Source organism: Campylobacter concisus (genome assembly GCF_902460715.1).
Classification (GTDB): Bacteria; Campylobacterota; Campylobacteria; order Campylobacterales; family Campylobacteraceae; genus Campylobacter_A; species Campylobacter_A concisus_AK.
This window is the reverse complement of sequence record NZ_CABPUX010000001.1, coordinates 924,733-950,625: the sequence shown is the minus strand read 5'-3', so window position 1 is coordinate 950,625 and position 25,893 is coordinate 924,733. Positions and strand designations below refer to the sequence as shown.

The 25,893-nt window shown below is 39.7% G+C and carries 25 protein-coding genes and 1 tRNA gene; 10 read left to right on the top strand and 16 right to left on the bottom strand.

All coding sequences use genetic code 11. The features are described 5' to 3' along the window. Positions 1 to 8 precede the first annotated feature (8 nt). Genes F3G91_RS04695 through F3G91_RS04675 form a run of 5 tightly spaced genes read right to left on the bottom strand, consistent with a single transcriptional unit; the run spans position 9 to position 5,930 of the window. Entirely contained in the window at positions 9 to 1,397 is a 1,389-nt protein-coding gene (locus F3G91_RS04695; protein WP_149700847.1) for a TRAP transporter large permease, read from the bottom strand. Next, a complete protein-coding gene (locus F3G91_RS04690; RefSeq protein ID WP_149700846.1) occupies positions 1,385 to 1,906 on the bottom strand; it encodes a TRAP transporter small permease subunit in 522 nt (173 codons plus the stop codon). The genes F3G91_RS04695 and F3G91_RS04690 overlap by 13 nt, the downstream gene beginning before the upstream one ends. Next, positions 1,899 to 3,251 carry a sodium-dependent transporter gene (locus F3G91_RS04685; protein ID WP_004317243.1) on the bottom strand — a complete coding sequence of 451 codons (1,353 nt, stop codon included), beginning with the start codon at positions 3,249 to 3,251 and terminating at the stop codon, positions 1,899 to 1,901. Before F3G91_RS04685 ends, F3G91_RS04690 begins: the two co-directional genes overlap by 8 nt. A 1-nt stretch (position 3,252) precedes the next feature. Next, a complete protein-coding gene (locus tag F3G91_RS04680; RefSeq protein ID WP_149700845.1) occupies positions 3,253 to 4,584 on the bottom strand; it encodes a sodium-dependent transporter in 1,332 nt (443 codons plus the stop codon). After that, entirely contained in the window at positions 4,584 to 5,930 is a 1,347-nt protein-coding gene (locus F3G91_RS04675; protein ID WP_149700844.1) for a sodium-dependent transporter, read from the bottom strand. The genes F3G91_RS04680 and F3G91_RS04675 overlap by 1 nt, the downstream gene beginning before the upstream one ends. Positions 5,931 to 6,136: 206 nt before the next feature. Between F3G91_RS04675 and F3G91_RS04670 the strand changes: the two genes are divergently transcribed. From F3G91_RS04670 to F3G91_RS04660, 3 genes are all read left to right on the top strand, one after another. Beyond that, positions 6,137 to 6,439, top strand: a complete 303-nt coding sequence (locus F3G91_RS04670) for a F0F1 ATP synthase subunit C (RefSeq protein WP_004317263.1) — start codon at positions 6,137 to 6,139, stop codon at positions 6,437 to 6,439. Positions 6,440 to 6,487: 48 nt separating this feature from the next. Then, positions 6,488 to 6,572 (top strand) — tRNA-Leu (locus F3G91_RS04665). Between the two features lie 60 nt (positions 6,573 to 6,632). Further along, the gene (locus F3G91_RS04660) at positions 6,633 to 7,496 is read left to right on the top strand and encodes a VIT1/CCC1 transporter family protein (protein ID WP_149700843.1); all 864 of its coding nucleotides are present in this window, start codon (positions 6,633 to 6,635) and stop codon (positions 7,494 to 7,496) included. Here F3G91_RS04660 and ribD read toward each other — a convergent pair. The 11 genes from ribD to F3G91_RS04600 form a co-directional block, all read right to left on the bottom strand. Then, a complete protein-coding gene (ribD, locus tag F3G91_RS04655) occupies positions 7,493 to 8,554 on the bottom strand; it encodes a bifunctional diaminohydroxyphosphoribosylaminopyrimidine deaminase/5-amino-6-(5-phosphoribosylamino)uracil reductase RibD (RefSeq protein ID WP_149700842.1) in 1,062 nt (353 codons plus the stop codon). The genes F3G91_RS04660 and ribD overlap by 4 nt on opposite strands. A gap of 9 nt (positions 8,555 to 8,563) precedes the next feature. Beyond that, positions 8,564 to 8,995: a hypothetical protein gene (locus F3G91_RS04650; protein WP_149700841.1), complete on the bottom strand. Its 432-nt coding sequence runs from the start codon at positions 8,993 to 8,995 to the stop codon at positions 8,564 to 8,566. A 131-nt stretch (positions 8,996 to 9,126) separates the two neighbouring features. After that, positions 9,127 to 10,776: a formate--tetrahydrofolate ligase gene (locus F3G91_RS04645; protein WP_149700840.1), complete on the bottom strand. Its 1,650-nt coding sequence runs from the start codon at positions 10,774 to 10,776 to the stop codon at positions 9,127 to 9,129. A gap of 1 nt (position 10,777) precedes the next feature. Beyond that, on the bottom strand, positions 10,778 to 11,194 hold the full coding sequence (gene rimP, locus F3G91_RS04640; protein WP_149700839.1) for a ribosome maturation factor RimP: 417 nt from the start codon (positions 11,192 to 11,194) through the stop codon (positions 10,778 to 10,780). Next, positions 11,187 to 11,552, bottom strand: a complete 366-nt coding sequence (gene rbfA, locus F3G91_RS04635) for a 30S ribosome-binding factor RbfA (RefSeq protein ID WP_004317240.1) — start codon at positions 11,550 to 11,552, stop codon at positions 11,187 to 11,189. Before rbfA ends, rimP begins: the two co-directional genes overlap by 8 nt. Continuing rightward, a complete protein-coding gene (gene infB, locus F3G91_RS04630) occupies positions 11,549 to 14,206 on the bottom strand; it encodes a translation initiation factor IF-2 (protein ID WP_149700838.1) in 2,658 nt (885 codons plus the stop codon). The genes rbfA and infB overlap by 4 nt, the downstream gene beginning before the upstream one ends. A gap of 262 nt (positions 14,207 to 14,468) precedes the next feature. Further along, positions 14,469 to 15,353 carry a homoserine kinase gene (gene thrB, locus F3G91_RS04620; protein WP_149700837.1) on the bottom strand — a complete coding sequence of 295 codons (885 nt, stop codon included), beginning with the start codon at positions 15,351 to 15,353 and terminating at the stop codon, positions 14,469 to 14,471. Between the two features lie 8 nt (positions 15,354 to 15,361). Beyond that, the gene (locus F3G91_RS04615; RefSeq protein WP_087582679.1) at positions 15,362 to 15,724 is read right to left on the bottom strand and encodes a glycoprotease; all 363 of its coding nucleotides are present in this window, start codon (positions 15,722 to 15,724) and stop codon (positions 15,362 to 15,364) included. A gap of 80 nt (positions 15,725 to 15,804) precedes the next feature. Then, positions 15,805 to 16,689 carry a UDP-3-O-acyl-N-acetylglucosamine deacetylase gene (gene lpxC / locus F3G91_RS04610; protein WP_103595024.1) on the bottom strand — a complete coding sequence of 295 codons (885 nt, stop codon included), beginning with the start codon at positions 16,687 to 16,689 and terminating at the stop codon, positions 15,805 to 15,807. Between the two features lie 60 nt (positions 16,690 to 16,749). Next, complete coding sequence (pgp6, locus tag F3G91_RS04605) at positions 16,750 to 18,120, bottom strand: peptidoglycan metallopeptidase Pgp6 (protein WP_004317224.1); 1,371 nt, start codon at positions 18,118 to 18,120, stop codon at positions 16,750 to 16,752. A 61-nt stretch (positions 18,121 to 18,181) separates the two neighbouring features. After that, positions 18,182 to 19,012 carry a prephenate dehydrogenase gene (locus tag F3G91_RS04600; RefSeq protein WP_009294324.1) on the bottom strand — a complete coding sequence of 277 codons (831 nt, stop codon included), beginning with the start codon at positions 19,010 to 19,012 and terminating at the stop codon, positions 18,182 to 18,184. 89 nt (positions 19,013 to 19,101) lie between these two features. Here F3G91_RS04600 and bamA point away from each other — a divergent pair, with 89 nt between their 5' ends. From bamA to recO, 7 genes are all read left to right on the top strand, one after another. Further along, entirely contained in the window at positions 19,102 to 21,357 is a 2,256-nt protein-coding gene (gene bamA, locus F3G91_RS04595) for an outer membrane protein assembly factor BamA (RefSeq protein WP_012001352.1), read from the top strand. Between the two features lie 129 nt (positions 21,358 to 21,486). Continuing rightward, a complete protein-coding gene (accD, locus tag F3G91_RS04590) occupies positions 21,487 to 22,404 on the top strand; it encodes an acetyl-CoA carboxylase, carboxyltransferase subunit beta (protein WP_103607608.1) in 918 nt (305 codons plus the stop codon). A 2-nt stretch (positions 22,405 to 22,406) separates the two neighbouring features. Continuing rightward, positions 22,407 to 22,862 carry a 23S rRNA (pseudouridine(1915)-N(3))-methyltransferase RlmH gene (locus tag F3G91_RS04585; RefSeq protein ID WP_004317193.1) on the top strand — a complete coding sequence of 152 codons (456 nt, stop codon included), beginning with the start codon at positions 22,407 to 22,409 and terminating at the stop codon, positions 22,860 to 22,862. Positions 22,863 to 22,873: 11 nt separating this feature from the next. Next, positions 22,874 to 23,230: an RNA polymerase-binding protein DksA gene (gene dksA / locus F3G91_RS04580; RefSeq protein WP_149700836.1), complete on the top strand. Its 357-nt coding sequence runs from the start codon at positions 22,874 to 22,876 to the stop codon at positions 23,228 to 23,230. A gap of 9 nt (positions 23,231 to 23,239) precedes the next feature. Further along, positions 23,240 to 24,238 carry a uroporphyrinogen III synthase HEM4 gene (locus F3G91_RS04575; RefSeq protein ID WP_149700835.1) on the top strand — a complete coding sequence of 333 codons (999 nt, stop codon included), beginning with the start codon at positions 23,240 to 23,242 and terminating at the stop codon, positions 24,236 to 24,238. Further along, complete coding sequence (locus F3G91_RS04570) at positions 24,235 to 25,158, top strand: tRNA dihydrouridine synthase (protein WP_149700834.1); 924 nt, start codon at positions 24,235 to 24,237, stop codon at positions 25,156 to 25,158. Before F3G91_RS04575 ends, F3G91_RS04570 begins: the two co-directional genes overlap by 4 nt. After that, on the top strand, positions 25,159 to 25,773 hold the full coding sequence (gene recO / locus F3G91_RS04565; RefSeq protein ID WP_021089681.1) for a recombination protein RecO: 615 nt from the start codon (positions 25,159 to 25,161) through the stop codon (positions 25,771 to 25,773). It abuts the gene before it with no gap. Positions 25,774 to 25,893: the final 120 nt, after the last annotated feature.

Genomic DNA, 25,893 nt, shown 5'->3' with positions numbered 1-25,893 from the left:
CTTTTATATCATTTAAAAAGTGAGAGTAAGAAGTTAAATAATCCGCCGTGGCTCGCATCAAGCATCGGCTTTATCTCCATTAAAAAGACGCAGAAAAAGATTAAAACTGCTACTTGGATGATGATGTAAGGCACCACGCCTTTATAAATAGCAGCTGTTTTTATCTCAGCAGGTGCGACCGATCTTAAGAAAAATAGACTAAAACCAAATGGCGGCGTCAAGAATGAAGTTTGTAAATTCATAGCAACTAGGATCGCTAGATAGACTGGGTTTATGCCAAGTTTTGCGGCGATTGGCACCAAGATAGGAAGCACGATATATGAAATTTCAACAAAATCTATAAAAAAGCCAAGTACAAAGATAACAGCCATACTAAAGATGATAAAGCCCCACTTCTCGCCTGGTAAATTTGTCATGAAATTTTCAACTATCTCATCACCTCCAGTGTAGCTAAAGACCATAGAAAAGGCAGTTGCACCAACAAGTATAGCAAAGACTAGAGCTGTAGTTTTTACGCTCTCAGCCAAAGCCTCTTTCATCATAGAAAATGAAAATGTCCTATAAAATATTGCCAAGATGATAGCGCCAACGCAGCCAAATGCTGAGCTTTCAGTCGGTGTAGCGATACCTGCAAAAATGGATCCTAGCACACAAATAACTAGCAAAAGTGGCGGAAAGATCGCAATTAGCGCTCTAACAATCTGCTTAAATTTACTAACGCCACTCTCATCTTTTACGATAGGAGCGACCTCTGGCTTAAGATAAGCAGCTATCAAAATATAAACTATATAAACTCCAACTAGCGTGAATCCTGGCACAATGGCTTGGTGAAAAAGCTCGCCAACTGGCACTGAGAAGATGTCGCCCAAGATGATAAGCACAATAGAAGGTGGGATGATCTGACCAAGCGTACCAGCAGCGCATATCGTGCCACATCCTAGGGATTGGTCGTATTTATACTTTAGCATTACAGGCAAGCTTATAACGCCCATAGCAACAACACTTGCACCTACGACGCCAGTTGATGCTGCAAGAAGAGCTCCAACTAAGATAGTGCTTATCGCGATACCGCCACGAATTTCACCAAATAGCATACCCATGCTCTCGAGCAGCCTCTCAGCTAGCTTTGACTTTTGAAGCACGACACCCATAAAGACAAAGAGTGGAACTGCTATGAAAATTCTACTCTCCATGATAGAAAAAATCCTATAAGGCATGAAGTTAAACATATCTTTAAACACTTCTATACTGCCAAGTAGCCCATCGCCATCGCTAAGGCTCTCTACGACGCTGCCAACCATGCCAAATATCATCGCAACCGCACCAAAGGTAAATGCCACTGGAAAGCCAATGCCAAGCATCAATAGCGCGGCTATAAACATTATTAATCCCGCCATATTTTCTCCTTACTAGCTTTCTTATAGCGATTTAAATTTTTTATAAAAAAGCCGATCGCAAAAAATACAAGCACATAAAATGAAAAAGGGATCATCGCTTTTATGATCCATCTATGGGTAAGACCGCCTGGATCTGCGCTGGCCTCTGCTGAGCTGTAAGCATCTCCTACAAATCCAAATGATAAATTTGAAACCAAAAGCGCAAATGGTATGACAAAAAATACAGTGCCAAGCATATTTACAAGAGCTTTATTTCTTTCTGAAAATTTAGCATAAAAGATATCAACTCTAACATGTGCGTCCTCTTTTAGAGCATAGCTCATGCCAAGTAGAAATATCACAGCAAAAAAGTGCCACTCAAGCTCCTGAAATGCAACGTTGCCGTAAGAGAAAAAGTATCTTGCCACAACGTTAAAAAATACGTCTATTATCATCAAAGCCATGACAAACATACAAATGTAGCCGACTATATCGCCAGCTTTGTCGAAAAATTTCTCAATCTTATCCATTAAAAACCTTTAATAGTTCATTTATCATGATGATGAGCACACAAACTGGTGCTACATATCTTAGTAAAAAATACCAAGCATTAAATACAAAATCGCTCATATATGGGCTAAATAGCACATATAAAGCATCTCTTTTCATAAAATATCCTACAAATATCGCTCCGCCGATGCCACTAATAGGTAGCAAGATATTTGAAGCGGTAAAATCAAGAAAATCAAAGAAATTTTTGCCAAAGAGCATAAATTTATCGCCAACATTTTCTATATTTGATAAAAGGCACAAAAATCCCACTATGAAAATCCCAGCTCCAACTATGCTAAGAGCCTTTCTTCTACTCATGCCATACTCTCTGATCAAGAAAAATACAAATGGTTCAACTATAGAGATCGCTGAAGTGATACCAGCAAAGATAAGTGCAGCAAAAAATGCCACCGCTAAAATTTGACCTATCACACCAAGCTTAGCAAATAGCGTTGGCAGTGAGATAAAGACAAGTCCTGGTCCTTGAGACGGAGTAGCTCCAAATTCAAATATAAAGGTAAAAATAACAAGACCTATCATAATAGCAAGTGCGATATTTATAAAGACGATACTTAGCGTTGAAGTGGCTAAATTTGTATCATCACTTAAGCTAGCTGAATAGGTAATGATCGCTGCCATGCCAAGAGATAGTGTCCAAAATGCAAGTCCAAGAGCTAGCAAGAGCGAGTTAAATGAAATTTTACTAAAGTCAGGGATGAGCAAAAACTCGGCTGATTTAGAAAAGCCATCCATCGTCATAGAAAATATAAGCATAATTAAAACCATGATAAATAGGCTTGGCATCATCCAAACATTTAGCTTCTCTATGCCGCTTTTTACGCCTTTTGAAAGGATGTAAAAGCAAGCTGCAAATGCTATAACAAAATAAAGCGTCTGCTCTCCAAGACCATGCGTCAAAAGATCGTTAAATATCACTTTTGAGCTATCTATATCACTTGGCAAGCCAGAAAAAGATAGGACAAAATACTTAAACACCCAGCCTATTATCACGATGTAATATGACGAGATGATAGCTGCTGTAACCATGGCTAAAATTCCAACCAGCTGCCATAAATTTTTATTTTTAGCTGCCAGCTTTCTAAAAGCATTGACACTGTCACTCTCGCTAAGCTTGCCGATACTAAGCTCTGCCATAAAGATAGGCACGCCGACTAGAAAAGTTATCAAAAGATATAGGATAATAAACGCCGAACCGCCGTTTTCACCAACCATGTATGGAAATTTCCATGCATTGCCAAGTCCGACAGCCGATCCAGCGACTGCTAGGACATAGCCTATTTTAGAAAATTGTTCTTTTGCCATATTATGAGATCTCCCTTATTAACACCACCAGAACTAAAAGTGGAGCCACAAATCTAATTAAAAAATACCAAATTTTAAATACAACCTTGCCCATATAAGGCACAAATAGCTCTTTTAAAAGCTCAAATTTCATAAAGTAGCCAACAAAGATAGCAAACAAGATACCACCAAGTGGGAGCATGATATTTGAGCTAAGGTAATCAAGCAGGTCAAAAAAGCTCTTACCAAAAAATGTAAGTGCATCTTTAAATTCGCTTGTGCCACTTAACGCACATAAAATTCCTAAAATATAAACCACGCAAGCGACGATTAGGATCGATTTGTTTCTACTAAAATTTAGGCTTTTGCTTAAGAAAAATATAAATGGCTCAACCATCGAGATAACCGAGGTGATGCCAGCAAAAAATAGTGATATAAAAAATGTAAATGCCAAGAAATTTCCAAGCAATCCAAGCTTAGCAAATAGCGTCGGTAGCGAGATGAAAGCAAGCCCTGCGCCTTTTGATGGCTCTGAGCCAAACTCAAATGTAAATGTAAATACGATAAGGCCGATGATGACGCTTATTATGATATTTGCAAAGACGACATAGAGCGAAGAGGTAAATAAATTTGTATCATCACTTAGACTTGATGAGTAAGTAAGTATGCAGCCAATGCCAACGCACATCGTAAAAAAAGCAAGTCCAAGAGCGTTTAAAACAGCTGCTTGATCTATCTTTGAAAAATCAGGCACTAGTAGAAATTTAGCCGCTTTATCAAAGCCCTCCATGCCAAAAGAGTAGCCAAGCATAAGCAAAAGTAAGATAAAAAGAGCTGGTATAAGATAGACATTTATGCGCTCGATGCCACTTTTTACACCTTTTGTAAGGATGAAAAAGTAGGCAAAAAATGCGATACTAAAGTATAAAATTTGCTCACCTATACCATTTGAAGTGAAATTTACAAAAAGCGCCTCTGAGCTTGCCATATCTTTAGGTAGCTCGCCAAAGCTTAAAATGACGTATTTTAAAACCCAGCCAATGATGAGCGTGTAAAACGAAGCGATAAATAGTCCAGTCACCATGATAACGCCGGCAAATTTCCAAGAGCTTGCCCCTTTTGTAGCTAGACTTTTAAACGCTCCAACCGTATCAAGACGTGAAATTTTACCCATCGCCATCTCAGCAAAAAATATGCTAAGACCAACAGCAAAGGCAAAAAATAGATATATAAGGATAAATGCCGAACCGCCGTTACTGCCGACCATGTATGGAAATTTCCACGCATTACCAAGGCCGATAGCCGCTCCAATTATCGATAAGACAAAGCCAATTTTACTAAATCTTTCTGCCATTATTTACCTGCCATCTGGTAGATCATTATCGCACAAATGGCAACTGGCACGACATATCTTAAGAAAAAGTACCAAATTTCAAAAAACGCTCTTCCCATAAAATCACCAAAGAGCAGATACAAACTCTCTTTTTTAAGTTTATAACCAACAAAAAAGCTAAATACGATAGCGCCTATTGGCATCATGATATTTGATGTAAGAAAGTCAAGCGCGTCAAAAAATGGCTTACCACAAACGCTAAAAGCACTTGATGTGTCTGAATAATATGAAAGTATGCAAAAGATGCCCAAGATATAGACAAAGGCACCTATGTAAAGAAGCGCCATTTTTCTTGAAATTTCAAATTTCCTAACCAAATAATAAGCAAAAGGCTCGATCATCGAAACCGCGCTCGTGATACCAGCAAACAAGAGCGATACGAAAAATGCTACCGCCATGACATTGCCAACGATGCCAAGCTTTGCAAAAAGCGTGACAAGCGAGATAAAGATAAGGCCTGGGCCACTTGCCGTGCTATCAGCCCCATAAGCAAATATAAAGGTAAATACGACAAGCCCCATCATAATGCCTATTAAGATGTTTATAAAGATGATAGAAAGCGTTGATTTTATTAAATTTGTCTTCTCAGGTAAATTTGCAGCATATGTTGGTATGACGCCAACGCCCATAGATAGCGAGAAAAACGCAAGGCCTAGAGCCTGTAAGATAACATCTGGCGTGATCGCACTAAAATTTGGTACAAACAAAAATTTAGCCGCCTTAACAAAACCATCTCCCATGCTAAGCGCGTAAAAAAGCATGCAAACCAGCAAGACAAAAAGGCTTGGCATCATCCATATATTTAGCTTTTCTATGCCACTTTTTACGCCTTTTGAAACGGCAAAAAAGACCATCAAAAAGACTAGGCTAAAGCAAAGCACAGCACTGCTTAGATCATTTGATAAAAGCGTGTTAAACTGCTCGCCTGCAGCTTTTGTGTCAGATAAAAGTGGCGAAAAACTAAGATAGATATACTTTAAAATCCAGCCAATAACAACCATATAAAATGAAGCTATAAGTATCGCTCCGATCATGAAAAAGCCAGAGAGCGACCAGGCTTTTTTATTTTTTGGAGCAAGCTTGTAAAGTGAGCTTACGATGTCGCTTTCGCCAAGTTTGCCGATGCTAAGCTCCGCTAAAAACGCCACAAACGCGATAGCAAATGTAAGAAGCAAATATAAAATTATAAATGCCGAACCGCCATTATTTCCCACCATCGTAGGAAATTTCCAGGCATTGCCAAGACCCACAGCAGAACCAGCCATAGCAAGGACAAAGCCTATCTTTGAAAATTTCTCGTTTATCATTGAAAACCTAAGATTAAGAATAAATTAAATTCTTTCAAAGATAGCATAAAAAAACTTTCATTTTTCTAAGCCAAGAATTTTTTATAGGCAATTTAAATTTTTAGTGTTTTTATTTGAAACAAAGTTTTGTTTTTGTAATATTACGGCTCATAAAGTTTAAGTAGGGGACAGATCCGAAAGAGCTTTAAAATTTTAAAGGAGCAACGATGAAAAAGATCGTGTTTTTAATTCTTGGTCTTGCTGCATTTGCATTTGGCGCTGACGGCGAGATGATCAGATCATATTCAGTTATCGCTGGCGGTATCGGCCTTGGCCTTGCAGCTCTTGGCGGTGCTATAGGTATGGGTAACACAGCTGCTGCAACTATCAGCGGAACAGCTAGAAACCCAGGTGTAGGTAGCAAACTTATGACTACAATGTTTATCGCTCTTGCGATGATCGAAGCACAAGTTATCTACGCACTTGTTATTACACTTATCGTTCTTTACGCAAACCCAATGCTTGGCTAAGCGTAAAGCTTAAATTTAGCCCCTCTTTTGGGGCTTTTGTTCTTTTTTGCGATCATGGTGGAATTGGTAGACACGCTATCTTGAGGGGGTAGTGCCGCTAGGTGTGCGAGTTCGAGTCTCGCTGATCGCACCATCTTATCTCTCTTTCTAAATCAAAATCTTAAATTTCTAAGCTATAAAAAAGGAAAATTTTATGTTAGATAAAAAACTTGCTTTAAAACAATTACAAAATGAAGCAGATGATACCGCTATATACTCACTTCTTGAAGCTAGCGAAAAAGACAATGAGAATAAAAAAATACTTCGCAAATTAATCACCGAAGAGAGGCGTCACTATGCTTTTTGTCAAAAGATAACTGGCGAAAGCAGAAGTGCAAATTTATTCAAAGTCATCTTCTATACGATACTTGTTAAAATTTTTGGCACATCTTTTACTCTAAAATTTATGGAGTCACGCGAAGAAAATGCAGAGAAATTTTATCTTGACATCGTAGATGAATATCCTGAAGCTCGTGATATTTACGAAGAGGAGATGAACCACGAAAATAGTCTAATCTCCATGCTAAAAGACACAAAGCTCGTAAATGCTGGTGGCATCGTACTTGGCATGAATGATGCGCTAGTTGAGCTAACAGGCACACTTAGCGGCATCGCGCTTGCATTTTCAAATACAAAATCAGTTGGCGCAACAGGCCTTATCATGGGCGTGGCAGCTGCACTCTCTATGGCTGGCTCAGCATATCTCGAGTCAAAAGAAAATCCAAGCGACGAGATCAAACCGCTTACCTACTCGCTCTACACAGGCGGTTCATACATCATAACAACGGCATTTTTGATACTTCCATTTTTCATCTTTACAAGCGGTCTTTACGCCGTCTTGTCGATGTTTTTCTTTGCACTGGTTGCCATCATCACTTACAACTTTTATATAAGCGTGGCAAAGGAGCTTAAATTTTTACCAAGAGTGATTGAGATGTGCGTGATAACTTTTGGCGTTGCGATCATATCTTTTGGCATCGGCTTTTTAGTCAAACACTACTTTGGACTAGATGTTTAATCCAAAATTTCATACCAAGTGTAACTATCGTCTCCAAAATTCCCACTAAAAAGTGGCTTTAAATTTAGATCAAGGCTCAAATTTTCACCAATTTTGAAATTTGAGCTTTGATAGATAAGTAGCCACTTTACATTTGCTAGCTTGCCCTCTTTTGCAAGCTTTAAAAACTCTCCTGCTCCTTCAAACATGCTAAGGCCTTTTAGATCAAGCTCTTTTTGAATGCTGACTTTGCGATCTGGCACGCCAAAAAGTGGCAATGTTTCATCAAATTTATCATTTCTTGAGTAGATTATGACGTCTGGGTTTTTGCCATTTTTTATAAGTCTGGTATTGAGCCTTGGTCGGTCTGTCCGCACTGTGTTGCCACCGATCACTAATGTGTCTATGACGCTTCTAAGTTTATGCACATGCGTGCGGCTAAGCTCATTTGTGATGATGCCACCACTTGCCACGCCATTTTTGCTAAGGGCGATTTTTAAAAAACTAAATCCACCTTTTTGATATGCTAAAAATGGCTCAAGCAGCTTATCGCAGCGCTCTTTTAAAATGCCAAATTTAACTCTCACTCCAGCACTTTTAAGCACATCTGCACCGCCACTTGCTATTTTGTTTTCATCATGGCTGCCAATTATGACCTCGCTAAAGCCAAGCTCTTTTAGCAAATTTGCACAAGGTGGCGTTTTGCCGTGATGCGAGCAAGGCTCAAGAGTGACGTAAGCTTTTGCATTTTTTAGTAAATTTGAGTGGTTATTTAGTATAAATTTGTAGCTGAATTTTGGCTCTAAAAGGCCAAATTCACCCTCTTTTATCTTAGAGCTAAATTTGGCATTATATGCTTTTATAAAATCATCTTTAAATTTTTCACTTTTTTTGCAAAGCGCAAAGAGTATCGCTGTCGGTTCAGCGTGTAAATATCCGGCCTTTTCATGAGCCTTGCAAGATAAAATTTGCCCACTTTCATCAAGGACAAGGCACCCAACGGCTGGGTTTGGATAGGTCAGGATCTGAAATTTCCAAGCCTCGCTTAAAGCAAGATCCATGTAAAATTCGTCGTTCATCTTAACAGACTATTTTCCTATATCTTTTATCTCATCTACAAGAGTTTTTGAGATCAAGTCAATATCGGTCGGCTCATCCTGCGCATCCCACCTAAATGCAGCGATCTCCGCCAAAACCGCCATCTCTTTAAAATAGCTATATTTTGTCGTAGAGACTGGTATAGCATAAGAGACCAAAAGCCTATCTGCATTATCATAAATTTTCACGCTATAGCTAAAGTGTGGCTTGTTTAGCGCCTTGCCACCCCAGTTAAACCATCTTTCATAATCCATTTGTATCTTTATCTTGAAGCTATTCTCGTCCCCTAAAATGCCCTGCTCTTTTAGATGTTTGTTTATAAATTCCACAAATTCATCACGAAGTTCGCTTTCGTTTTTGTAGTTAGGGTTGTATTCGTATCTAGTTGGCTGATTTGTCAATGTCAGGTTAAAATCGCTCACAATGTATTTAGCCACGCCTTTTTGTATCGGCGTTGGCTCAACATTGTATTTATATCTTCCCCCGCATCCAACGAAGAAAACACATAAAACTATTAGAAATAGTATTTTTACAAATTTCATATTTTATAAATTTACGACAAGCCGTCGATCTTGCCGTTGGCATCTATCCTCATATTAACTGCAGCTGGCACTTTTGGAAGTCCTGGCATTAACATGATCTTACCGCAAACCGCGACGATAAAGCCAGCTCCCGTTCTAATGTCAAGGTCTTTTACGCTAAATGTAAAGCCCTTTGCTCTACCCAAAAGCTTCGCATCGTCACTAAATGAGTACTGAGTTTTTGCGATGCAAACTGGCAAATGGCTCAATTTTAGCTCTTTTATCATCTCAAGCTTTTTAAGAGCAGCCTCTTCAAAGACCACCTCGCCAGCTCCATAAATTTCCTTAGCGACCTTTTCTATTTTAGTTTTCGTATCGTCACTCATCTCGTAGGTGAAATTTATCTTACTTGGCTTATCGCACGCCTTTAAAACTAGCTCGGCAAGCTCAAGCGCACCTTTGCCGCCTTTTAAGAAATTCTCACAAACTGCTACTTCTACGCCAAGCTCACGGCAGTACTCTTTTACGAAATTTATCTCTTCATCGGTGTCAAAGCCAAATTTATTAAGCGCCACAACCACGTTTTGACCAAATTTACCTTTTAAATTTTCGATGTGTCCGCCAAGGTTTTCGATGCCTTTTTTAAGTGCATTCATATCTGGTTTTGTGATCTCGTCTTTATTTGCTTCGCCGTTATATTTTAGCGATCTGATCGTACTTACAAGCACCACAGCGCTTGGTTTAATCTCAGCAACCCTGCACTTTATATCTAAAAATTTCTCCGCGCCAAGCTCCGAGCCAAAGCCAGCTTCTGTGATGACGTAGTCTGCTAAATTTAGAGCTGTTTTTGTTGCGATGACTGAGTTGCAGCCATGTGCGATGTTTGCAAATGGGCCGCCATGCACGAGCGTAGGTGTGTGCTCTAGTGTTTGAAATAAATTTGGCTTGATCGCATCTTTTAAAAGTATGCAAACAGCGTCCTCGCAGCCTAGATCACGCACGTAGATAGGCTTTTTATCGCTATCGTAAGCAACCATGATGTTTGCCACGCGCTCTTTTAGATCAGAAAGGCTTGTTGCTAGACAAAGTACAGCCATGATCTCGCTTGCGGCGGTTATATTAAAGCCATCTTCTCTTGGCACGCCGTCCGTTCTGCCACCCTGACCCACAGTGATAAATCTAAGCGCGCGGTCGTTCATATCCATACAGCGCTTCCATAAAATTTTCTCGATTTTTAGTGGGTTTTCTTGATAGAGGATATTATCTATCATCGCTGAAATGAGGTTATTTGCCGAAGTTATCGCGTGAAAATCGCCAGTGAAGTGTAAATTTAGATCCTCCATAGGTGCAAGCTGCGAGTAGCCGCCACCTGCTGCTCCACCCTTTATGCCAAAAACTGGTCCCAAAGATGGCTCGCGAAGTGCTAGGCAGACCTTTTTATTAAGTGAATTTAGTGCGTCAGCTAGGCCGATCGACATAGTCGTTTTGCCTTCGCCGTATGGGGTTGGATTAGTCGCGGTGACTAAGATGAGCTTTGAGTTTGATGGCTCAAGTCTAGGAGAAATTTTAGCCTTAAATTTGCCGTAAAGCTCAAGCTCGTCTTCGTTTAAGCCTAGTCTTGCGGCAACTTTACTGATGTGTTCAAGTTTCGTTTGGTGAGTTATCTCGATGTCGCTTAGCATTTTACCACTCCAAATATGTTTTTGCTTTTTTTATCTCACTGATGTTGATCTCAAAAATTCCCTCTTCGTTTTCTACTGCGATACTCTCTTCGTCCGCTTTTACTAGCCTTCCAGCAAATTTCTCAACCTCGGTTTGAATTTTAACTAGCTCGCCGATGCTTGATTTAAAATGAGATGGCTTGCTAAGCTTTCTCTCAAGGCCAGGCGAGCTAACTTCAAGGTTATAATCCCCGCTAACTGGCGGTGTCACGTCAAAGATAGGCGAGAGCAGACGGCTAACTTTTTCGCAATCATCAAGGCTCACTCCGCCATCTTTTGTGATGTAAACTCTAAAAATAGCCCTGCCATTTTCATTTGCTATCTCGCTGTCGTAAAGCTCTACGCCACATTCGCGTACTAGTTTGTCTAAATTATCCATTTTTGTTTAAATCCTTTGAAATTTTATCAAACAACTTATCCATATGGTTTTGATACTCTAATCTATCGTCAAATTTAAAGTGAAAATTTGGACATCTATACCAACCCTCAGCAGCCATGCAGTGGTTTTGCAAGTGCCTGCAAACTCGCTTTAAATGCCCCAAAATATACTCTTGCTCGCGCTCGTCAAACATCATCTTGTCAAGATAGACAAAGGCGTCGTATCTGCCCTTTTTGCACTCGACGTCAGTGACGCAAAGCCCCTTTAAAATGCTATCTTCAAGAGTGGCTAGAGCCTCTGGTATGAGCTCTTTTAGTACGCTCTCTGTTCTCATACGCTTTATTTCGTTAGCGTTCATAGAGTAGCTTTCTCCTTGACTTCTTTGAAGCTTTCGATGTAGTCATTTTCTCTGATGTCGTTGAAATTTTCGATACCAACGCCGCACTCGTAGCCTTTAGCAACCTCTTTAACGTCATCTTTGAAGCGTTTTAGTGAGCTTACCGAGCCCTCATAAACGACCACACCTTCTCTAATAAGACGAATTTTTGCCCCTCTGTTTATCGTACCCTCAGTGACGATACATCCAGCGATAGTTCCAACTTTTGGCACATGGATCACTTGGCGAACCTGAGCTTGACCAAGCTGCTCTTCTCTGATGATAGGTGACATTAGTCCGCCTAAAATCGCCTTCACATCGTCGATTAGGTTATAAATAACGTTGTAAGTTTTTATCTCGACGCCATTCTCTTTTGCCTTCTCTTTTATCTCGCCAGTTGGCCTTATATTAAAGCCAAGGATGATACAGTCGTTGCTTGCGCTTGCAAGCGCAACGTCGCTTTGCGTGATACCGCCAACACCTGAGTGGATCACATTTACTCTGATCTCGTCATTTGCTAGTTTTTCTAGGCTCGCTTTTAGCGCCTCGAGTGATCCGCCAACGTCAGCTTTGATGATTACTGGAAGTGTTTTTAGCTCACCCTCAGCGATTTTAGCGCTAAGCTCATCGATACTAACTTTCGTGCTCTTACTAAGCTCTTTTTGGCGGATATATTCAGCCTTTTTCTGTGCATATTCGCGAGCCTCTTTATCAGTTTTTACGCCTATTAATGTCTCGCCAGCCTCTGCTATCTCGCTAAGGCCTACTATCACGCCACATTCGCCTGGTTTTATCTCTTTTAGTGGCCTGCCTTGATCATCAAGCAAGCTTCTTATCTTGCCATACGCAATGCCTGCAACAACAGTGTCGCCAACGTTTAGCGTGCCGTTTTCAACGATAATGGTAGCTACTGGACCACGGCCTTTTTGAAGTGAGCTCTCGATGACAGTAGCCTTTGCGTTTGCCTTTGGATTTGCCTTTAGCTCCAAAAGATCAGCCTGCAAAAGCACGATCTCAAGTAGATCATCTATGCCCATGCCTGTTTTTGCAGAGATCGGCACAAATTCATACTTGCCACCCCACTCTGTTGGCATGATGTCAAGCTCAGCAAGACCGGTTTTTACTAGATCAGGATTTGCTGACTCTTTATCCATTTTATTTATTGCGATGATTATTGGCACGCCAGCGGCTTTTGCGTGGCTAACTGCCTCTTTTGTCTGTGGTTTTACGCCGTCATCTGCTGCAACAACGATGATAACTATATCAGTTACACCAGCGCCCCTTGCACGCATAGCCGTAAATGCCTCGTGGCCTGGAGTGTCGATAAATGTGATATTTTTGCCGTTTTTATTTACCATATAAGCACCAACGTGCTGTGTGATACCACCAGCTTCGCCAGCTGCTACGCGAGACTTTCTTATGTAGTCAAGTAGCGAGGTTTTGCCGTGGTCAACGTGGCCCATGATGGTTATAACTGGCGCTCTTGGCTGGAGATTTTCATCGTCTTTTATCTCCTCTTCATAGGCTGCAACGTAGTCAAATTCTTTTTGATCATCGATGATATTTACCTCGATATTGAACTCATCAGCCAAAATTTCTATCGCATCTTCATCCAAAAAGTCGTTTTTAGTTGTCATCATACCAAGCATAAATAGCTTGCCTATGACCTCGCTAGGCTGTTTGTTTAGCTTTTCAGCAAATTCGTAAACGCGAATTTCTTTTGGGATATTTATCGAAGTTACAGCTTCGCTGTTTTGTTTATTTTCAGGCTTTTTGTGTTTTTTTCTAGCTCTTCTTTGTATGCCGCCTTCGCCAAATGAATTTATCGTGTTATTAACGGTTGTTTTCATCGCATTTGGCTGTTTTGTCCTTTGCATAGGAGCTGGAGCTGGGGTTTTAAAGCTAAAATCAGGCAACACCACCACATCTTCATCTTCAAGCACGATGTCACCAAAGTCGCTTCCACCAAGCAAGTCCATCTTCTCAGCACTATCTTTTTTGCTTACAACTGTTACTTTTTTCTCTTTTTTCTTTTTCCTAGCCAAATTTTCATCGCTAGCAGAAAACATACTCTTAAAGTCGCTAATGTTAGTTACAGCCGCCTCAGCCTTTTTTTCCTCTTTTACAGGAGCTGGTGCCTCGTAATCTTTTTTCTTTTTAACTATCACAAGGCCGCGTCTTTTTTGAGTCACATCAGCCAAACTCTCTTTTGTTTTTGGCGCTTCTGCTGGCTTTTGCTCGACCTTTACAGGCTCTTCTTTTTTAGGCTCAGCTTTAGGTTTTTCTTCTGAAATTTGCACCTCTTTTTTAGGCTCAGCTTTTACCTTTTCAGGCTTTGGCTCGACCTTAGTGGCTGCCTTTTTAGGCTCAGTTTTAGGTTTTTCTTCTTTTTTTGCTGGCTCTTTTTCTGTCTCTTTTTTAGGCTCTTTTTTTGCCTTTGGCTCGCTCTTTTTCTTTTTAAATTTATCTGGTATTACGCCAGTTTGAACGTATTCATATATTGCTTCAGCCTCTTCAAGGCTCACAGCATTTGAGTGAGTTTTGACCTTTAGGCCTAGTTCTTGAGCTTTTTCGACTATCTCTTTACTTGGGTAGCCAAGCTCATTTGCGATCTCTGAAATCCTAACATTGCTCATTTAAGAGTATCTCCTTTAACTTCGGTGCGTCAAGTCCGAGGGCACCTTTAGTTTGTTTATCAATTATTTTTTTTAAAATTTTGTCGTCTTTTTGCAAACAGTCATCACATAGATAGAAACTGCGGCCATCTCCTTTGCCGCACTCCAAATTCTTGCCTACCAAGCGGTATCTTTTTAGCAAGTTTTGAGAAAATTTAACTTTGCAAGCGACGCATGTCCTTACTGGATTATTTTTATTCATTATACCTTTTTAAACTTGTTTTTAGCTTTGCGTAATTTCGTATCCATCGTTATCAAATGAAAAAATTTCAACTCTAAAATCACCAAATTTACTCTTTAAAACATCTTGTAAATTTTTAGCGTCATCTTTATAAGCGATGTTTAAAAAGCTTGAGCCTGAGCCTGAAAGTGTGCTCATTAGCGCTCCATTTTCATAAGCTACTTTTCGCACCTCAAAAAGCTCTTCTAAAGCGCTCATTCTGCGCTCTTCATGCATCATATCTTCACTTGCTATCCTCAAAAGATCGTACCTTTTTTCATAAAAACAAGATGTCAAAAATGCAGCGTGAGAGAGGTTATTTACGCACTCTTTCATGGTGTAGTTTTTTGGTAAAATTTGTCTTGATGATGCCGTGCTCATCGGCTTATTTGGGATGACAACAACCGCTTTTATATCATCGCTTAAATTTATTTTATTTGCATAGACACTGCCATTTTTTACGATAGCACTGATAAATCCACCGTGAACTGCTGGAGAGATATTATCTGGGTGGGTTTCATAGATGATCGCTTTATTTAAAATGACGCTTTTGCTGGCCTTAAATCCAGCCATCTCGTAAGCTGAAGCGATAGCACCAACGATCACTGCAGAGCTACTGCCAAGTCCTCTTGAAAATGGGATATTGTTTTCAAAAACGACTCTAAAATTTTCATTTTTGCCAGTTAGCTCGAGAAAAATTTCATTAAAAATGCTTAGAAAAATGTTGTTTCTCTTTAAATTTACGCTATCGCTTCCCTCGCCATTTATCGAGACCGAGCTAAATTTAGATGGTTCGATCTTTACGCTATTAAAAAGCTTTAAACTAAGCCCCAAAGCGTCAAAACCTGGTCCTAAATTTGCACTCGTAGCAGGGATTAAGATATTCAAATTTTCTCCTAAACAGCTTGGATGATATAATTTGGAAGTGTATCTGAATTTAGTTTTAATTCATCTAAATTTAAAGGCAACACAAATCTCACAGGCTCAACTTTTTCAAGTGAAATTTCGCCATTTTTCAAGACAAAGCTTAAATTTTTATTTGCCCTGATCGCTTGGCCGCCATTTAGACTAAAGCCACTTACTGCGTAAAATTCACAGCCCTTTGCCAAAGAAAAAGTCTTTAAGATGACGTAGGCCACCTTTAGCCCCATGAAGCTACCTGGCGTGTTTGCGTAGATGATCTTTGTGATGTTAAATTTAGAGGATAAATTTTCTAGGATTTTTATCAGAGCTTCACTGACATGCTCGTCAGTTGTGATCTCATCAAATTTTACGCCATCTTTATAGACTCCAACTAAAAGTGGAGTCGATAAAGAGACTACTAAAATTTCAATATTTTTTATGCAAATACCTTTTGATACTCTTTTAAAAGCTCGCCACTAAGTGTTGCGATCTCATAATTTTTCTCATCTGCCATTAAAGCAAGTGTTAGTTTGTGGTTTAGGTCGTGGCTGCCCGCAAATGCTGTGTAGTCACCTAGCAAAGGTGCTCCAAGCAAGCTCAAATCGCCAACTGCATCTAAAATTTTATGTCTTACAAACTCATTTTCAAATCTCAAACCTTCTGGGTTTAAAATGTGTGTATCATCGATAGCCACGGCATTATCAAGCGATGCACCAAGGGCTAAATTTTGAGCTTGAAGGCGTTGCAAATCTTTTAAAAAGCCAAAAGTTCTAGCACGAGCGATATTTTTTACAAATGAGCTCTTGCTAAATTCAAAAACATATCTTTGCTCGCCGATAACTGGGTGGTCAAATTTGATCGTATAGTCAAATTTTGGATTTCTTGAAGGCGAAGTTCGCACAAATTTTGACCCCTCAACCACCTCGACTTCGCGGCGGACAAGGATGACTTTTTTACCAGCGTCAAGGTATCTTATACCAGCTTCATCAAGCAACATACAAAAGCTTATCGCACTGCCGTCCATGACAGGAATTTCATTTGCATCAACTGAAATTCTAATATTATCAATGCCGTATCCATTTACAGCTGCCATTAGGTGCTCTATCGTGCTGATAAAGCCCTTTTCATTGCCAACGACGGTTGCCATTTGCGTATTTATAACGTTTTTAGGCTCAGCTTTAAAACTAATACCAAGATCTTCGCGGTGCAAAATAATACCTGAATTTGCATCAAGAGGTTCTAGTATAAGTCTTATCGGCTCACCCTTATGAAGTCCTATACCAACGGTCTCAACGCGTCTTGCGATAGTAGTTTGTTTCAAAAATTTTCCTTATATTTTTTTGTTCGCTTATGATAGCACTAAAAAATCAAATTTGCAAATTTAATTCTTATCTATCATCGCCTTTGCGGCATCTAAGACACTTGTCACATTGTCTTTTATCCACTTTTTATCCATCCATTGTTGAGGTCTTACCTCTTCTCCTTGAACCAAAATTCCAAAGTGAAGGTGATCTCCAAGCGCAAGACCGCTCGTCCCAGTTGTGCCTATTTGATCACCAGCAGCTACCATGTCGCCCTCTTTTACCTTCGCACTTGAGCAGTGTCCGTAAAGTGAGTAAAGTCCAAATCCATGATCGATCACAATGTTTAAACCATAAATTCCATTCTCAGAAGCTAGCACAACGCGACCTGCATTGCTGGCTATTATCGGAGCTGATGCCACGCTTGCAAAGTCAATACCCATGTGCCATGACTCACTTACTTGCTCGTTATTATATGTATAGAAACGGTGGTCGGCAAAATCAGCTACTTTTTTGCCATTTCTAAGCGGGTAAAATGGGATGATATTAAAGCCGTTTGTGATGTCAGTATCGACATTTGAAGTAAGTGCTGTTATCTTCTCTTCGTTTGAATTTCTTAGTGTTTCATTGACAAATTTCATCTTCTCAAGCCTTGAAAGAGCGTTTGGATCTTTGGCATATTGATCTGTTAGATCAACGATCTTTCCATCTAAAAATCTATCATTTAAAGCAATAGTTGAAGTTTTGTATTTTACATTTTCATAAAAATATCTCACGTGAGATTTGCTCTCATTGCCTGCAAAGTCTCTTGCGATGACCTCAGCGCTAAAGTTTTCAACCTGCACTGGCCAAGCTACAAGAGCTGCGTAAAAGCCCTCTTTGTAAAATGGCACGGCCTTAAATTTCTTACCAAAATTTGTCTGGACATAGACCTCTTTTAGCTGATTGTCAGTCGCTCTAAAGACGACAACTGCGCTACCGCCTTTTGAGATAGAGTAAGACTGAGAAAGCACGTAAAGATCAGGCTTAGAGGTATCAAGTACGACTTCAACTTTTTTGCTTGCTTTATTGCCTGTAAAAAAGCCCCATTTGCTAGTATCGACCGCTTCTATGCTCATCTCATAAGTATCTTTTTGAGCAAAAAAGCCAGTCTTTGGGAAGGTTAAATTTACATCAAGCTCAGTGCTTGGATTTTGTATGATTTGATTTAGTAAATTTAGGTCATTTTTGCCGTCATTTATGCTAATGCGCACAAATTTTATGCCGCTGTCATCCTTAAATTTGATATTCATAGGCGAGCGAAGGTTCCAATAAACCTTATCAGCAACGCCGATAATTGGCTCGTTTCGCTCAAAGTCTTTCGACATCAAAGCATAGCCAAAGCCACCAGCTAATATCAAAACAAGTAAAACTACAACAATACCAAAACCGCCTATTCCACGTCTATACATATATTATTACCTTAAATTTTATTTGCGAAATTTTACATTTAATCAATAAATTTTTAGTTAATTACAAAATTTCTCTTACAGCTCTAGCTTCGCTCATCCAATCAAAAAGCTCGTCCCAGCGCTCATCTTTTATGAGATCTTTGCACAAATTTAGCTCTTTTTCAAACATATTTATCGCGGCAACGACATTATTTTTATTTTGCTTAAAGATATCGCTCCACATAAATGGCGAACTCTTTGCGACACGTATCATGCCCTTAAATGTCGGTCCTCCAAGTGCAACGATGTGCCTTTTATCCTCTTCTTTTAAGATCCCGCTAGCAAGCGAAAATGCAATAGCGTGAGGCAAATGCGAGATGAGACCCACGTGATGATCATGCTCTTTTGCACTCATGAAAATGATCTTCATGCCAAGGCAAGAAAATAGCTCAACACTCCTTTTCACATGTTTTTCTGCGCTCTCAGCAAAGTCGCAAACTATGACAGTAGCCCCTGTGTAAAGTGACTTAAAGGCAGCCTCAGGACCAGAGTACTCAGTACCTGCCATCGGGTGAGCTGGGATGAAATTTTTACGAATTTTTTCTGGCACGGCTTCTATTATCTTTTGCTTTGTCGAGCCAAAATCAATGATCGTCGTATCTTCGCTAATGTCGGTTAAATTTTGCACGATGCTTACGATGGCTTCGACTGGCACAGCCAAAAAGATGATATCACACTTCTTTTTCATCTCATCGATGCTTAAAATTTCATGTACCAAGCCAAGTTCGAGCGCTTTTTTGCTGTGATTTTCATCTTTATCGTATCCGCTGACACATGAGATCAATTTTTCATCTTTTAGCGCAAGACCAAGCGAGCCACCCATAAGACCAAGTCCGATGATACCTATTTTCATAAAAAACCTTTAAAATTATAAAATTTAAATTTTTTAAAAATAAAATATGATATTATACGCACTTATACTAAAACTCTAGGTTAAATTTAATGAAAAAGAAATTATTTTTACTAGCATTAGCTTTAAGCGGTCTAAATGCACAAACAATTCAGTCAATAAATTTCAAAGGTCTAATCCACCTTTCGCCTGATGTAGCCACTCAGATAATGGGGCTAAAAGTCGGTCAAGAGCTAACTCCAAAGCTTAGCGACAAGGCTATCACAAATTTATACAAGCAAAATTATTTTGATGATATCTACATAGAAGATACAGGTAATGGCAATCTTTTAGTAAAAGTAAAAGAGAAGCCAAGCGTGGCCAGAGTCGATCTAAAGGGCGTTGTGACAAACGACAAAACTGCGATCGAGTCGCTAATCAACATCAAACCTGGCAATATGTACGATGAGCTAACTATCGAAAAAACAAAAGAGAGAATTCGCCAGTACTACGAGTCAAAGGGTTACTTTGACACAGTTGTAGATGTAGAAAAACAGCCAGTTGCAGACAACGACAGCTCACTTTTCATCACACTAAACATAAACCGCGGCGAAAATATGATAATCAAAAAGGTAAATTTAGTCGGCGCAAAAGAGTTTGACTATGATGATATCGAGCCAGTAGTTGCAAACAAAAGTAGAGAATTTATGGGCTGGCTTTGGGGCAGAAACGACGGAAAAGTTAAACTTTTTGAGCTTGAAAACGACCCAGCAAGGATTCAAGATAAATATTTTCAAAAAGGTTATCTAGACGCGACTGTTTCGTCACCTTACCTAAATGCGTCATTTGATAACTATACAGCTGATCTTACATACTACATCCACGAGGGCGAGCCTTATAAGGTTTCAAATGTAAGCATCACAGCACCTGAAGAGCTAGGACTTGATACTAAAAAGATCATAGACGACTTTAGACTTGAGGCTGGCGATACGATGAACTCAGCAAGACTTCGCCAAGATATGAAAAAGCTTGACGATATGGTCGCTGACAAGGGCTATGCATTTGTCAAAGTCTATCCAAAGACTGATAAATTTGATGAAAATAAAACAGTTGATATCGACTACGAAGTTGATCCTGGCGAAAAAGTATATATAAGAAATGTTCAAATTTCAGGAAACGATAGAACTGTTGATCGTGTCGTAAGACGCGAGCTATATCTAACTGAGGGAAATTTATATAGTAGAACTGACCTTCAAGACTCAAAAGATGCATTAAAAAGAACAAGCTACTTTGACGATGTCGAGATAGAAGAAGATCCAGTTGATAAAAACACAGTCGATCTAAAAGTAAAAGTAAAAGAGGCATCAACTGGCTCAATAAGCGGTGGTATCGGATACGGAAGTAGCGATGGCTTGCTACTAAACGCTGCTCTTTCTGACACAAACATCTTTGGCTCTGGCCTTCAAGGACAAGTAAGCGTTGATAAGAGCGATAGAGAGCTTTCTGGTCAGATAAGTCTTACAAATCCAAGAATTTTTGACTCAGAGTATAGCCTTGGCGGAACGCTCTATGCAAACGACTATGACTGGAGAACATATAAAGAGAGAAGTTACGGCTTTAGCACAACACTTGGTAGAAAATTAACTAGAAATTTAAGTGCATCACTTACTTATAATATCGAGCAAAGTAAAGTTACTTTAAAAGATGATGAACTAAGAGATATAAATAGATACACAGGTAAAGAAATTTATAGAGAAGGTAAGGCTATAAAAAGCGCTATAACTCCAGCTTTAACATATAACAGCACTGATGACTACTACTTGCCAAGACGCGGTATCATAGCTAGTACATCATTTGAGATAGCAGGACTTGGTGGTGATATGGATTTTGTTAAAAACCGCACAAATTTCAACTACTATCTAGGCCTTAGAGAGTACATCGACTACGATCTTATCCTAAGATATAAAGCAAGCTTTGGCAAAATTTGGGAGAGAGGCTATACTCCGATCAACGAAAGGCTTTACCTTGGTGGTATAAGAAGCTTGCGTGGCTATGAGAGCAGAACAGTATCTCCAAAGGTAAAATACAATGGCGACTACTATGAATACGGCGGCGAAACATCATTTAACAACTCAGTTGAGATGAGCTTCCCTATAATAGAGCGTGTCAAAATGCGTGGCGTTGTATTTTACGACTATGGTATGATCGGCGAAAATAGCCTAAATGAGATAAAAAGATCATCAGTTGGTACAGGTATCGAGTGGATAACACCTATCGGGCCGCTTCAACTGATCTTCGCAAAAGCTCTTAAACCTAAAGAGGGCGATGATACAAATACATTTGAATTTACTATCGGAAGACGCTTCTAATAAGATACTTTTAAGGGGCTAGTTTGCCCCTTAAATCCCCCACAAACAAACAAACTTTAAGTCATATAAGAAAAAGCAAGGCTAACATTAGATATAATCCCACAATTTTTAATATAAGTGGGTAAAAAGATGAATTTCTCAGACATTTTTTCAAAGATAAGAAAAGCTCAACCTCGTCCAGAAGAAGCACCTACACACTGGGTAAAATGCGACAACTGTCACTCACTGATGTATTACAAAGAAGTTGAAGCTTGTTTTAATGTATGCCCAAAATGCGGCTACCACATGAGATTAAAAGCTGATGATCGCATAAATTTGATCTGCGATGAAGGTAGCTTTGTAGAATTTGACGCAAATTTAAAACCAGTAGATCCTTTAAATTTTGTCGATAAAAAATCATACAAAAAAAGAATCACAGAAAATAAAGAAAAAACAGGACGCACAAGCTCAGTGATATGTGGCGAAGGCAAATGCAACGGACAAGAGATCCAGCTAGTTGTTTTTGACTTTGGCTTCATGGGCGGCTCACTAGCTTCAGTCGAGGGCGAAAAGATCGTAAGAGCGATAAAACGCGCGATCGAAAAACGCCAAGCCTTAATCATCGTAAGCGCATCTGGCGGTGCTAGAATGCAAGAGAGCACATTCTCTTTGATGCAGATGTCAAAGACTTCAGCAGCCCTAAAACTTCTTGATGAAGCAAGGCTCCCATACATTTCTATCCTTACAGATCCTACGATGGGTGGCGTTAGTGCATCATTTGCATGGCTTGGAGATCTAATAATCGCTGAACCTGGCGCACTAATAGGCTTTGCAGGACAAAGGGTCATCAAACAAACCATAGGCGCTGATCTTCCAGAGGGCTTTCAAAGGGCTGAATTTTTGCTTGAGCATGGCCTCATAGATGACATCGTGCCAAGAAGCGAGCACAAAAAATATATAAGCGATATGGTTAAATTTCTTACAAACAACAAAGCTATGATCTCTAAAAGCGAAGTGACAACTCCAAGCGAAGCTGGCTTTGAGCTAAAGCTAAAAACCAAAGGGTAAGTTTGGAAATTTCGGTTTTTAGCATTCAAAAATCATCGCGTGACAACTTTGAAAACGAGATACAAGAATATATAAAAATGAGTGCAAAATTTGCCAAGATAAACGACAAAATAATATTTAATGAAAAGATAGCAAAAGCTCAAAGCAGCGGTAGAAGCGAAGCGCTAAGAGCTTATGATGAAATTTACGAGCCAAATTTAAAAGGCTTTTGCGTGATGCTTGATGAAAATGGCTCACAGCTTGACAGCCAAGAATTTGCTCAAATTTTAAACTCAAATTCACAGATCAATTTTTTCATAGGTGGAGCTTATGGGCTTAGCCAAAATTTAAAAAACAAGGCACAAAAAGTCGTAAGCTTAAGCAAGATGACTATGGCACACAAAGTCGCCAAGCTCGTACTTTTTGAGCAAATTTTTAGAGGGCTTTGCATAAATGCAAACCATCCATATCACAAATAAAGGAATATAAAATGACTCAAAACGAGCTAAATTTTTTTAAAAAGCTACTTGAAGAGCGAAAATTACAAATCAATAAAAATATTTATGACTCATCAGTTGAAGTAAGCGGTCTAAGAGATAGTGGTGTAAGTGATGAATTTGACATCGCTTCAGTAAATACCGACCAACTTATAGAGCAGTCTATCTCAACCCAGCAAAGAGCCGAGCTTCACGAGATCGACGAGGCACTTGAAAAGATAGCAAATAAGACCTATGGAATTTGCGACATGTGCGAAGAGGAGATCGGCATCCCTCGCCTAAAAGTAAAACCGCATGCAAAATACTGCATAGCTTGTCGTGAGATAATAGAAAAAACAGCAAAAAACTAAGGAGAAAATATGAAAACCAGAAAATTTCTCGTCTACTGCATCATCTACACAGCAGTTGTTGCAGGACTTACCTATTCTCTTAATAGTTCAGACTTCACCTTTGAGCTCTTAGGTCAAGCCATAACCTTGCCAGTAGCTGTTTGGGTAGCACTTCCAGTAGCCCTTTTGGCACTTCTTGCCCTACTTCACATCGCATATCACGGATACGCCTTTTACAGATATAAAAAATGGATCAAAAAAGATAGCCAGCTCTACAAAGACCTTGCAAAAGAGACACTTCTTGGCTTTGAGAGCAACAAAGACTTTAAAACTGACACTTATAAGATCGCCTCACAGCTCACTCGCTCTATCTCACCAGTAGGCGAGCTTAAAGATGTTGGCGTTGATGACGGTGAGATAAACAACATCTTGCAAACCATAAAAAGCATAAAAAACAAAGAGATCGTCGATCTAAAGAAATTTAGACTAGCAAAAGATAGCAAGCTAAACATCCTAAATGAGCTAAACAAGATCGAGCAGCTGCCTACTTACTATCTTGATGTACTTAAAAACCAAGAGCAAAATGAGAGCCTTAAAAAAGCAGCCTTTGACAAGCTCATAAAAACAGCTTCATTTAGTGAGATCAAAAAAATCGATCCAGAGCTAGCAAGCGAAGATATAATGACCATTATCACGCGTTTTGTAAATGACGAGATCGATCTAAGTAGCGATGAAATTTTTGATCTTTTAAACAATGCAAAAGTGACAAAAGCACAATACGACAAGGCTGCTATCATGCTTAGAAGTAAGCTAAAACCAGATGCGTTTATCGGCATATTTGAGAAGCTAAAGAGCATCCACGCTGACGCTGACGAGGCTTATGTCTATGCGCTATTTGAACTTCAGATGCTTGATAAAGTAAGAGAAGCCATCGAAGGCAGTGATCCAGATGAATTTAAAGAGATAAAGGTTTTACTATTTTTGCGAGATAACGGCAAAATGGTGCCTAGTTCGCTATTTTTTAAATGATAGACTTTAGCAAAAAGCCACTTTTCTTAGCGCCACTTGCTGGTTTTTCTGACCTGCCATTGCGAAGTGTGGTCAAGAAATTTGGCTGCGATGTCACTGTTAGCGAGATGATCAGCGCAAATGCTCTGGTCTATGAGAGCAGTGACAAAACCCTTGAGATGCTTAAAAAATCCCCAAACGAAGATCCATACGTCGTCCAGATAGCTGGCAGTGATATAGAAAATATAAAAAAAGCCGTGCTGATAATCAATAAATTTGATGGGATTTACGGGCTGGATATAAACTGCGGCTGCCCTGTGCCAAAGGTCGTTAGACAAGGCGCAGGATCTGCTTTACTAAACGACCTAGACAAACTTCAAAGCATAATCTCAGCCGTAAAAAGCGTCTCAAACAAGAATAGCCTAAGCGTTAAATTTAGACTCGGTTTTAACGACAAAAACGAAGAGCGGATAGCAAAAGCCTGCGAAGAAGCCGGCGCAGACTATATCGCAGTGCATGGGCGCACCAGAGCTGGCGGATACAGCGCAAAGGTTGATTACGAAGCGATCGCTAGAGTAAAGGCAAGCGTGAAAATCCCAGTCGTTGCAAATGGCGATATAAACGCACAAAATGCAGATGAAATTTTAAATTTCACAAAATGCGACGCTCTAATGATCGGTAGAGCAAGTATCGGTAGCCCTTGGATATTTCACGAGATAAAGACCAAAACTAGCGTGGATAAGGCACTAAAGCAAAAAATCATCCTAGCTCACTTTGATGCTATGATCGAGCACTACGGCGAGCACGGACTTTGCATATTTAGAAAGCACCTGCACCAATACAGCAAGGGCATAGACGGCGCAACAACATTTAGAAACGATGTAAATTTCATCAAAGACGTGACAGCGATGAGAGAGCGCATAAGGGAGTTTTTTGCCTAGATGCAAGGCTACATCCTGCGCGTGCAAAAGGTCAGAGACGAGGACCTTTTAGTCTTTGTGCTAACGTCAAATTTGCTCGTAAAGTCGTATAGATTTTTTGGCGCTCGCCACTCAAACATCATGACTGGCTACAAGATCGACTTTGAGCTCGAGCAAGAGGCGAAATTTCTACCGAAGCTTAGAAGTATACTTCATCTTGGCTTTAAATGGCTGCTAGAGCGTGACAAGCTCATCATTTGGCAGCAGTTTATGCGCCTACTTTATGATCATCTAAAAGAGGTCGAGCAGCTCGATGAAATTTACTTTAACGAGCTTGATCGCTGTGCCAAACAGATGCAGCTGCAAAATCCAAAACGCCTCATCATCGAAAGCTACGTTAAAATTTTAGAGTATGAAGGCAGGCTTCACAGCGAGCTTGAGTGCTTTATCTGCGACGAGGAGATAGAAAGCGAGCTTTGCTTAACTCGTGGCTTTTTGCCCTCTCACAAGCACTGCCTTGATAGGAGCGAATTTGACGCTAGCAAGATCAAAAATTTCTTTGATACAAAAAGCACGATCGAGCTAAACGACGATGAGATAAACCGCCTTTATAAGATTTTACTTGACGGACTTTAAGCTTTTACCTTCGTCCTCTCATCAAATTCTTTTAAAACGTCCATTATCTTACTTGCTAGTCCTTCAAGTGTTTGATCTTTTTTAAGCTCTAAATTTCTAAGCTTTAAAATCCTAGCTAGT

Coding starts and splice junctions, on each gene's coding strand:
- F3G91_RS04695 (WP_149700847.1), bottom strand. CDS start 1,397: ATGGCGGGATTAATAATGTTTATAGCCGCGCTATTGATGCTTGGCATT.
- F3G91_RS04690 (WP_149700846.1), bottom strand. CDS start 1,906: ATGGATAAGATTGAGAAATTTTTCGACAAAGCTGGCGATATAGTCGGC.
- F3G91_RS04685 (WP_004317243.1), bottom strand. CDS start 3,251: ATGGCAAAAGAACAATTTTCTAAAATAGGCTATGTCCTAGCAGTCGCT.
- F3G91_RS04680 (WP_149700845.1), bottom strand. CDS start 4,584: ATGGCAGAAAGATTTAGTAAAATTGGCTTTGTCTTATCGATAATTGGA.
- F3G91_RS04675 (WP_149700844.1), bottom strand. CDS start 5,930: ATGATAAACGAGAAATTTTCAAAGATAGGCTTTGTCCTTGCTATGGCT.
- F3G91_RS04670 (WP_004317263.1), top strand. CDS start 6,137: ATGAAAAAGATCGTGTTTTTAATTCTTGGTCTTGCTGCATTTGCATTT.
- F3G91_RS04660 (WP_149700843.1), top strand. CDS start 6,633: ATGTTAGATAAAAAACTTGCTTTAAAACAATTACAAAATGAAGCAGAT.
- ribD (WP_149700842.1), bottom strand. CDS start 8,554: ATGAACGACGAATTTTACATGGATCTTGCTTTAAGCGAGGCTTGGAAA.
- F3G91_RS04645 (WP_149700840.1), bottom strand. CDS start 10,776: ATGCTAAGCGACATCGAGATAACTCACCAAACGAAACTTGAACACATC.
- rimP (WP_149700839.1), bottom strand. CDS start 11,194: ATGGATAATTTAGACAAACTAGTACGCGAATGTGGCGTAGAGCTTTAC.
- rbfA (WP_004317240.1), bottom strand. CDS start 11,552: ATGAACGCTAACGAAATAAAGCGTATGAGAACAGAGAGCGTACTAAAA.
- infB (WP_149700838.1), bottom strand. CDS start 14,206: ATGAGCAATGTTAGGATTTCAGAGATCGCAAATGAGCTTGGCTACCCA.
- pgp6 (WP_004317224.1), bottom strand. CDS start 18,120: ATGTATAGACGTGGAATAGGCGGTTTTGGTATTGTTGTAGTTTTACTT.
- F3G91_RS04600 (WP_009294324.1), bottom strand. CDS start 19,012: ATGAAAATAGGTATCATCGGACTTGGTCTTATGGGTGGCTCGCTTGGT.
- bamA (WP_012001352.1), top strand. CDS start 19,102: ATGAAAAAGAAATTATTTTTACTAGCATTAGCTTTAAGCGGTCTAAAT.
- accD (WP_103607608.1), top strand. CDS start 21,487: ATGAATTTCTCAGACATTTTTTCAAAGATAAGAAAAGCTCAACCTCGT.
- dksA (WP_149700836.1), top strand. CDS start 22,874: ATGACTCAAAACGAGCTAAATTTTTTTAAAAAGCTACTTGAAGAGCGA.
- F3G91_RS04575 (WP_149700835.1), top strand. CDS start 23,240: ATGAAAACCAGAAAATTTCTCGTCTACTGCATCATCTACACAGCAGTT.
- F3G91_RS04570 (WP_149700834.1), top strand. CDS start 24,235: ATGATAGACTTTAGCAAAAAGCCACTTTTCTTAGCGCCACTTGCTGGT.
- recO (WP_021089681.1), top strand. CDS start 25,159: ATGCAAGGCTACATCCTGCGCGTGCAAAAGGTCAGAGACGAGGACCTT.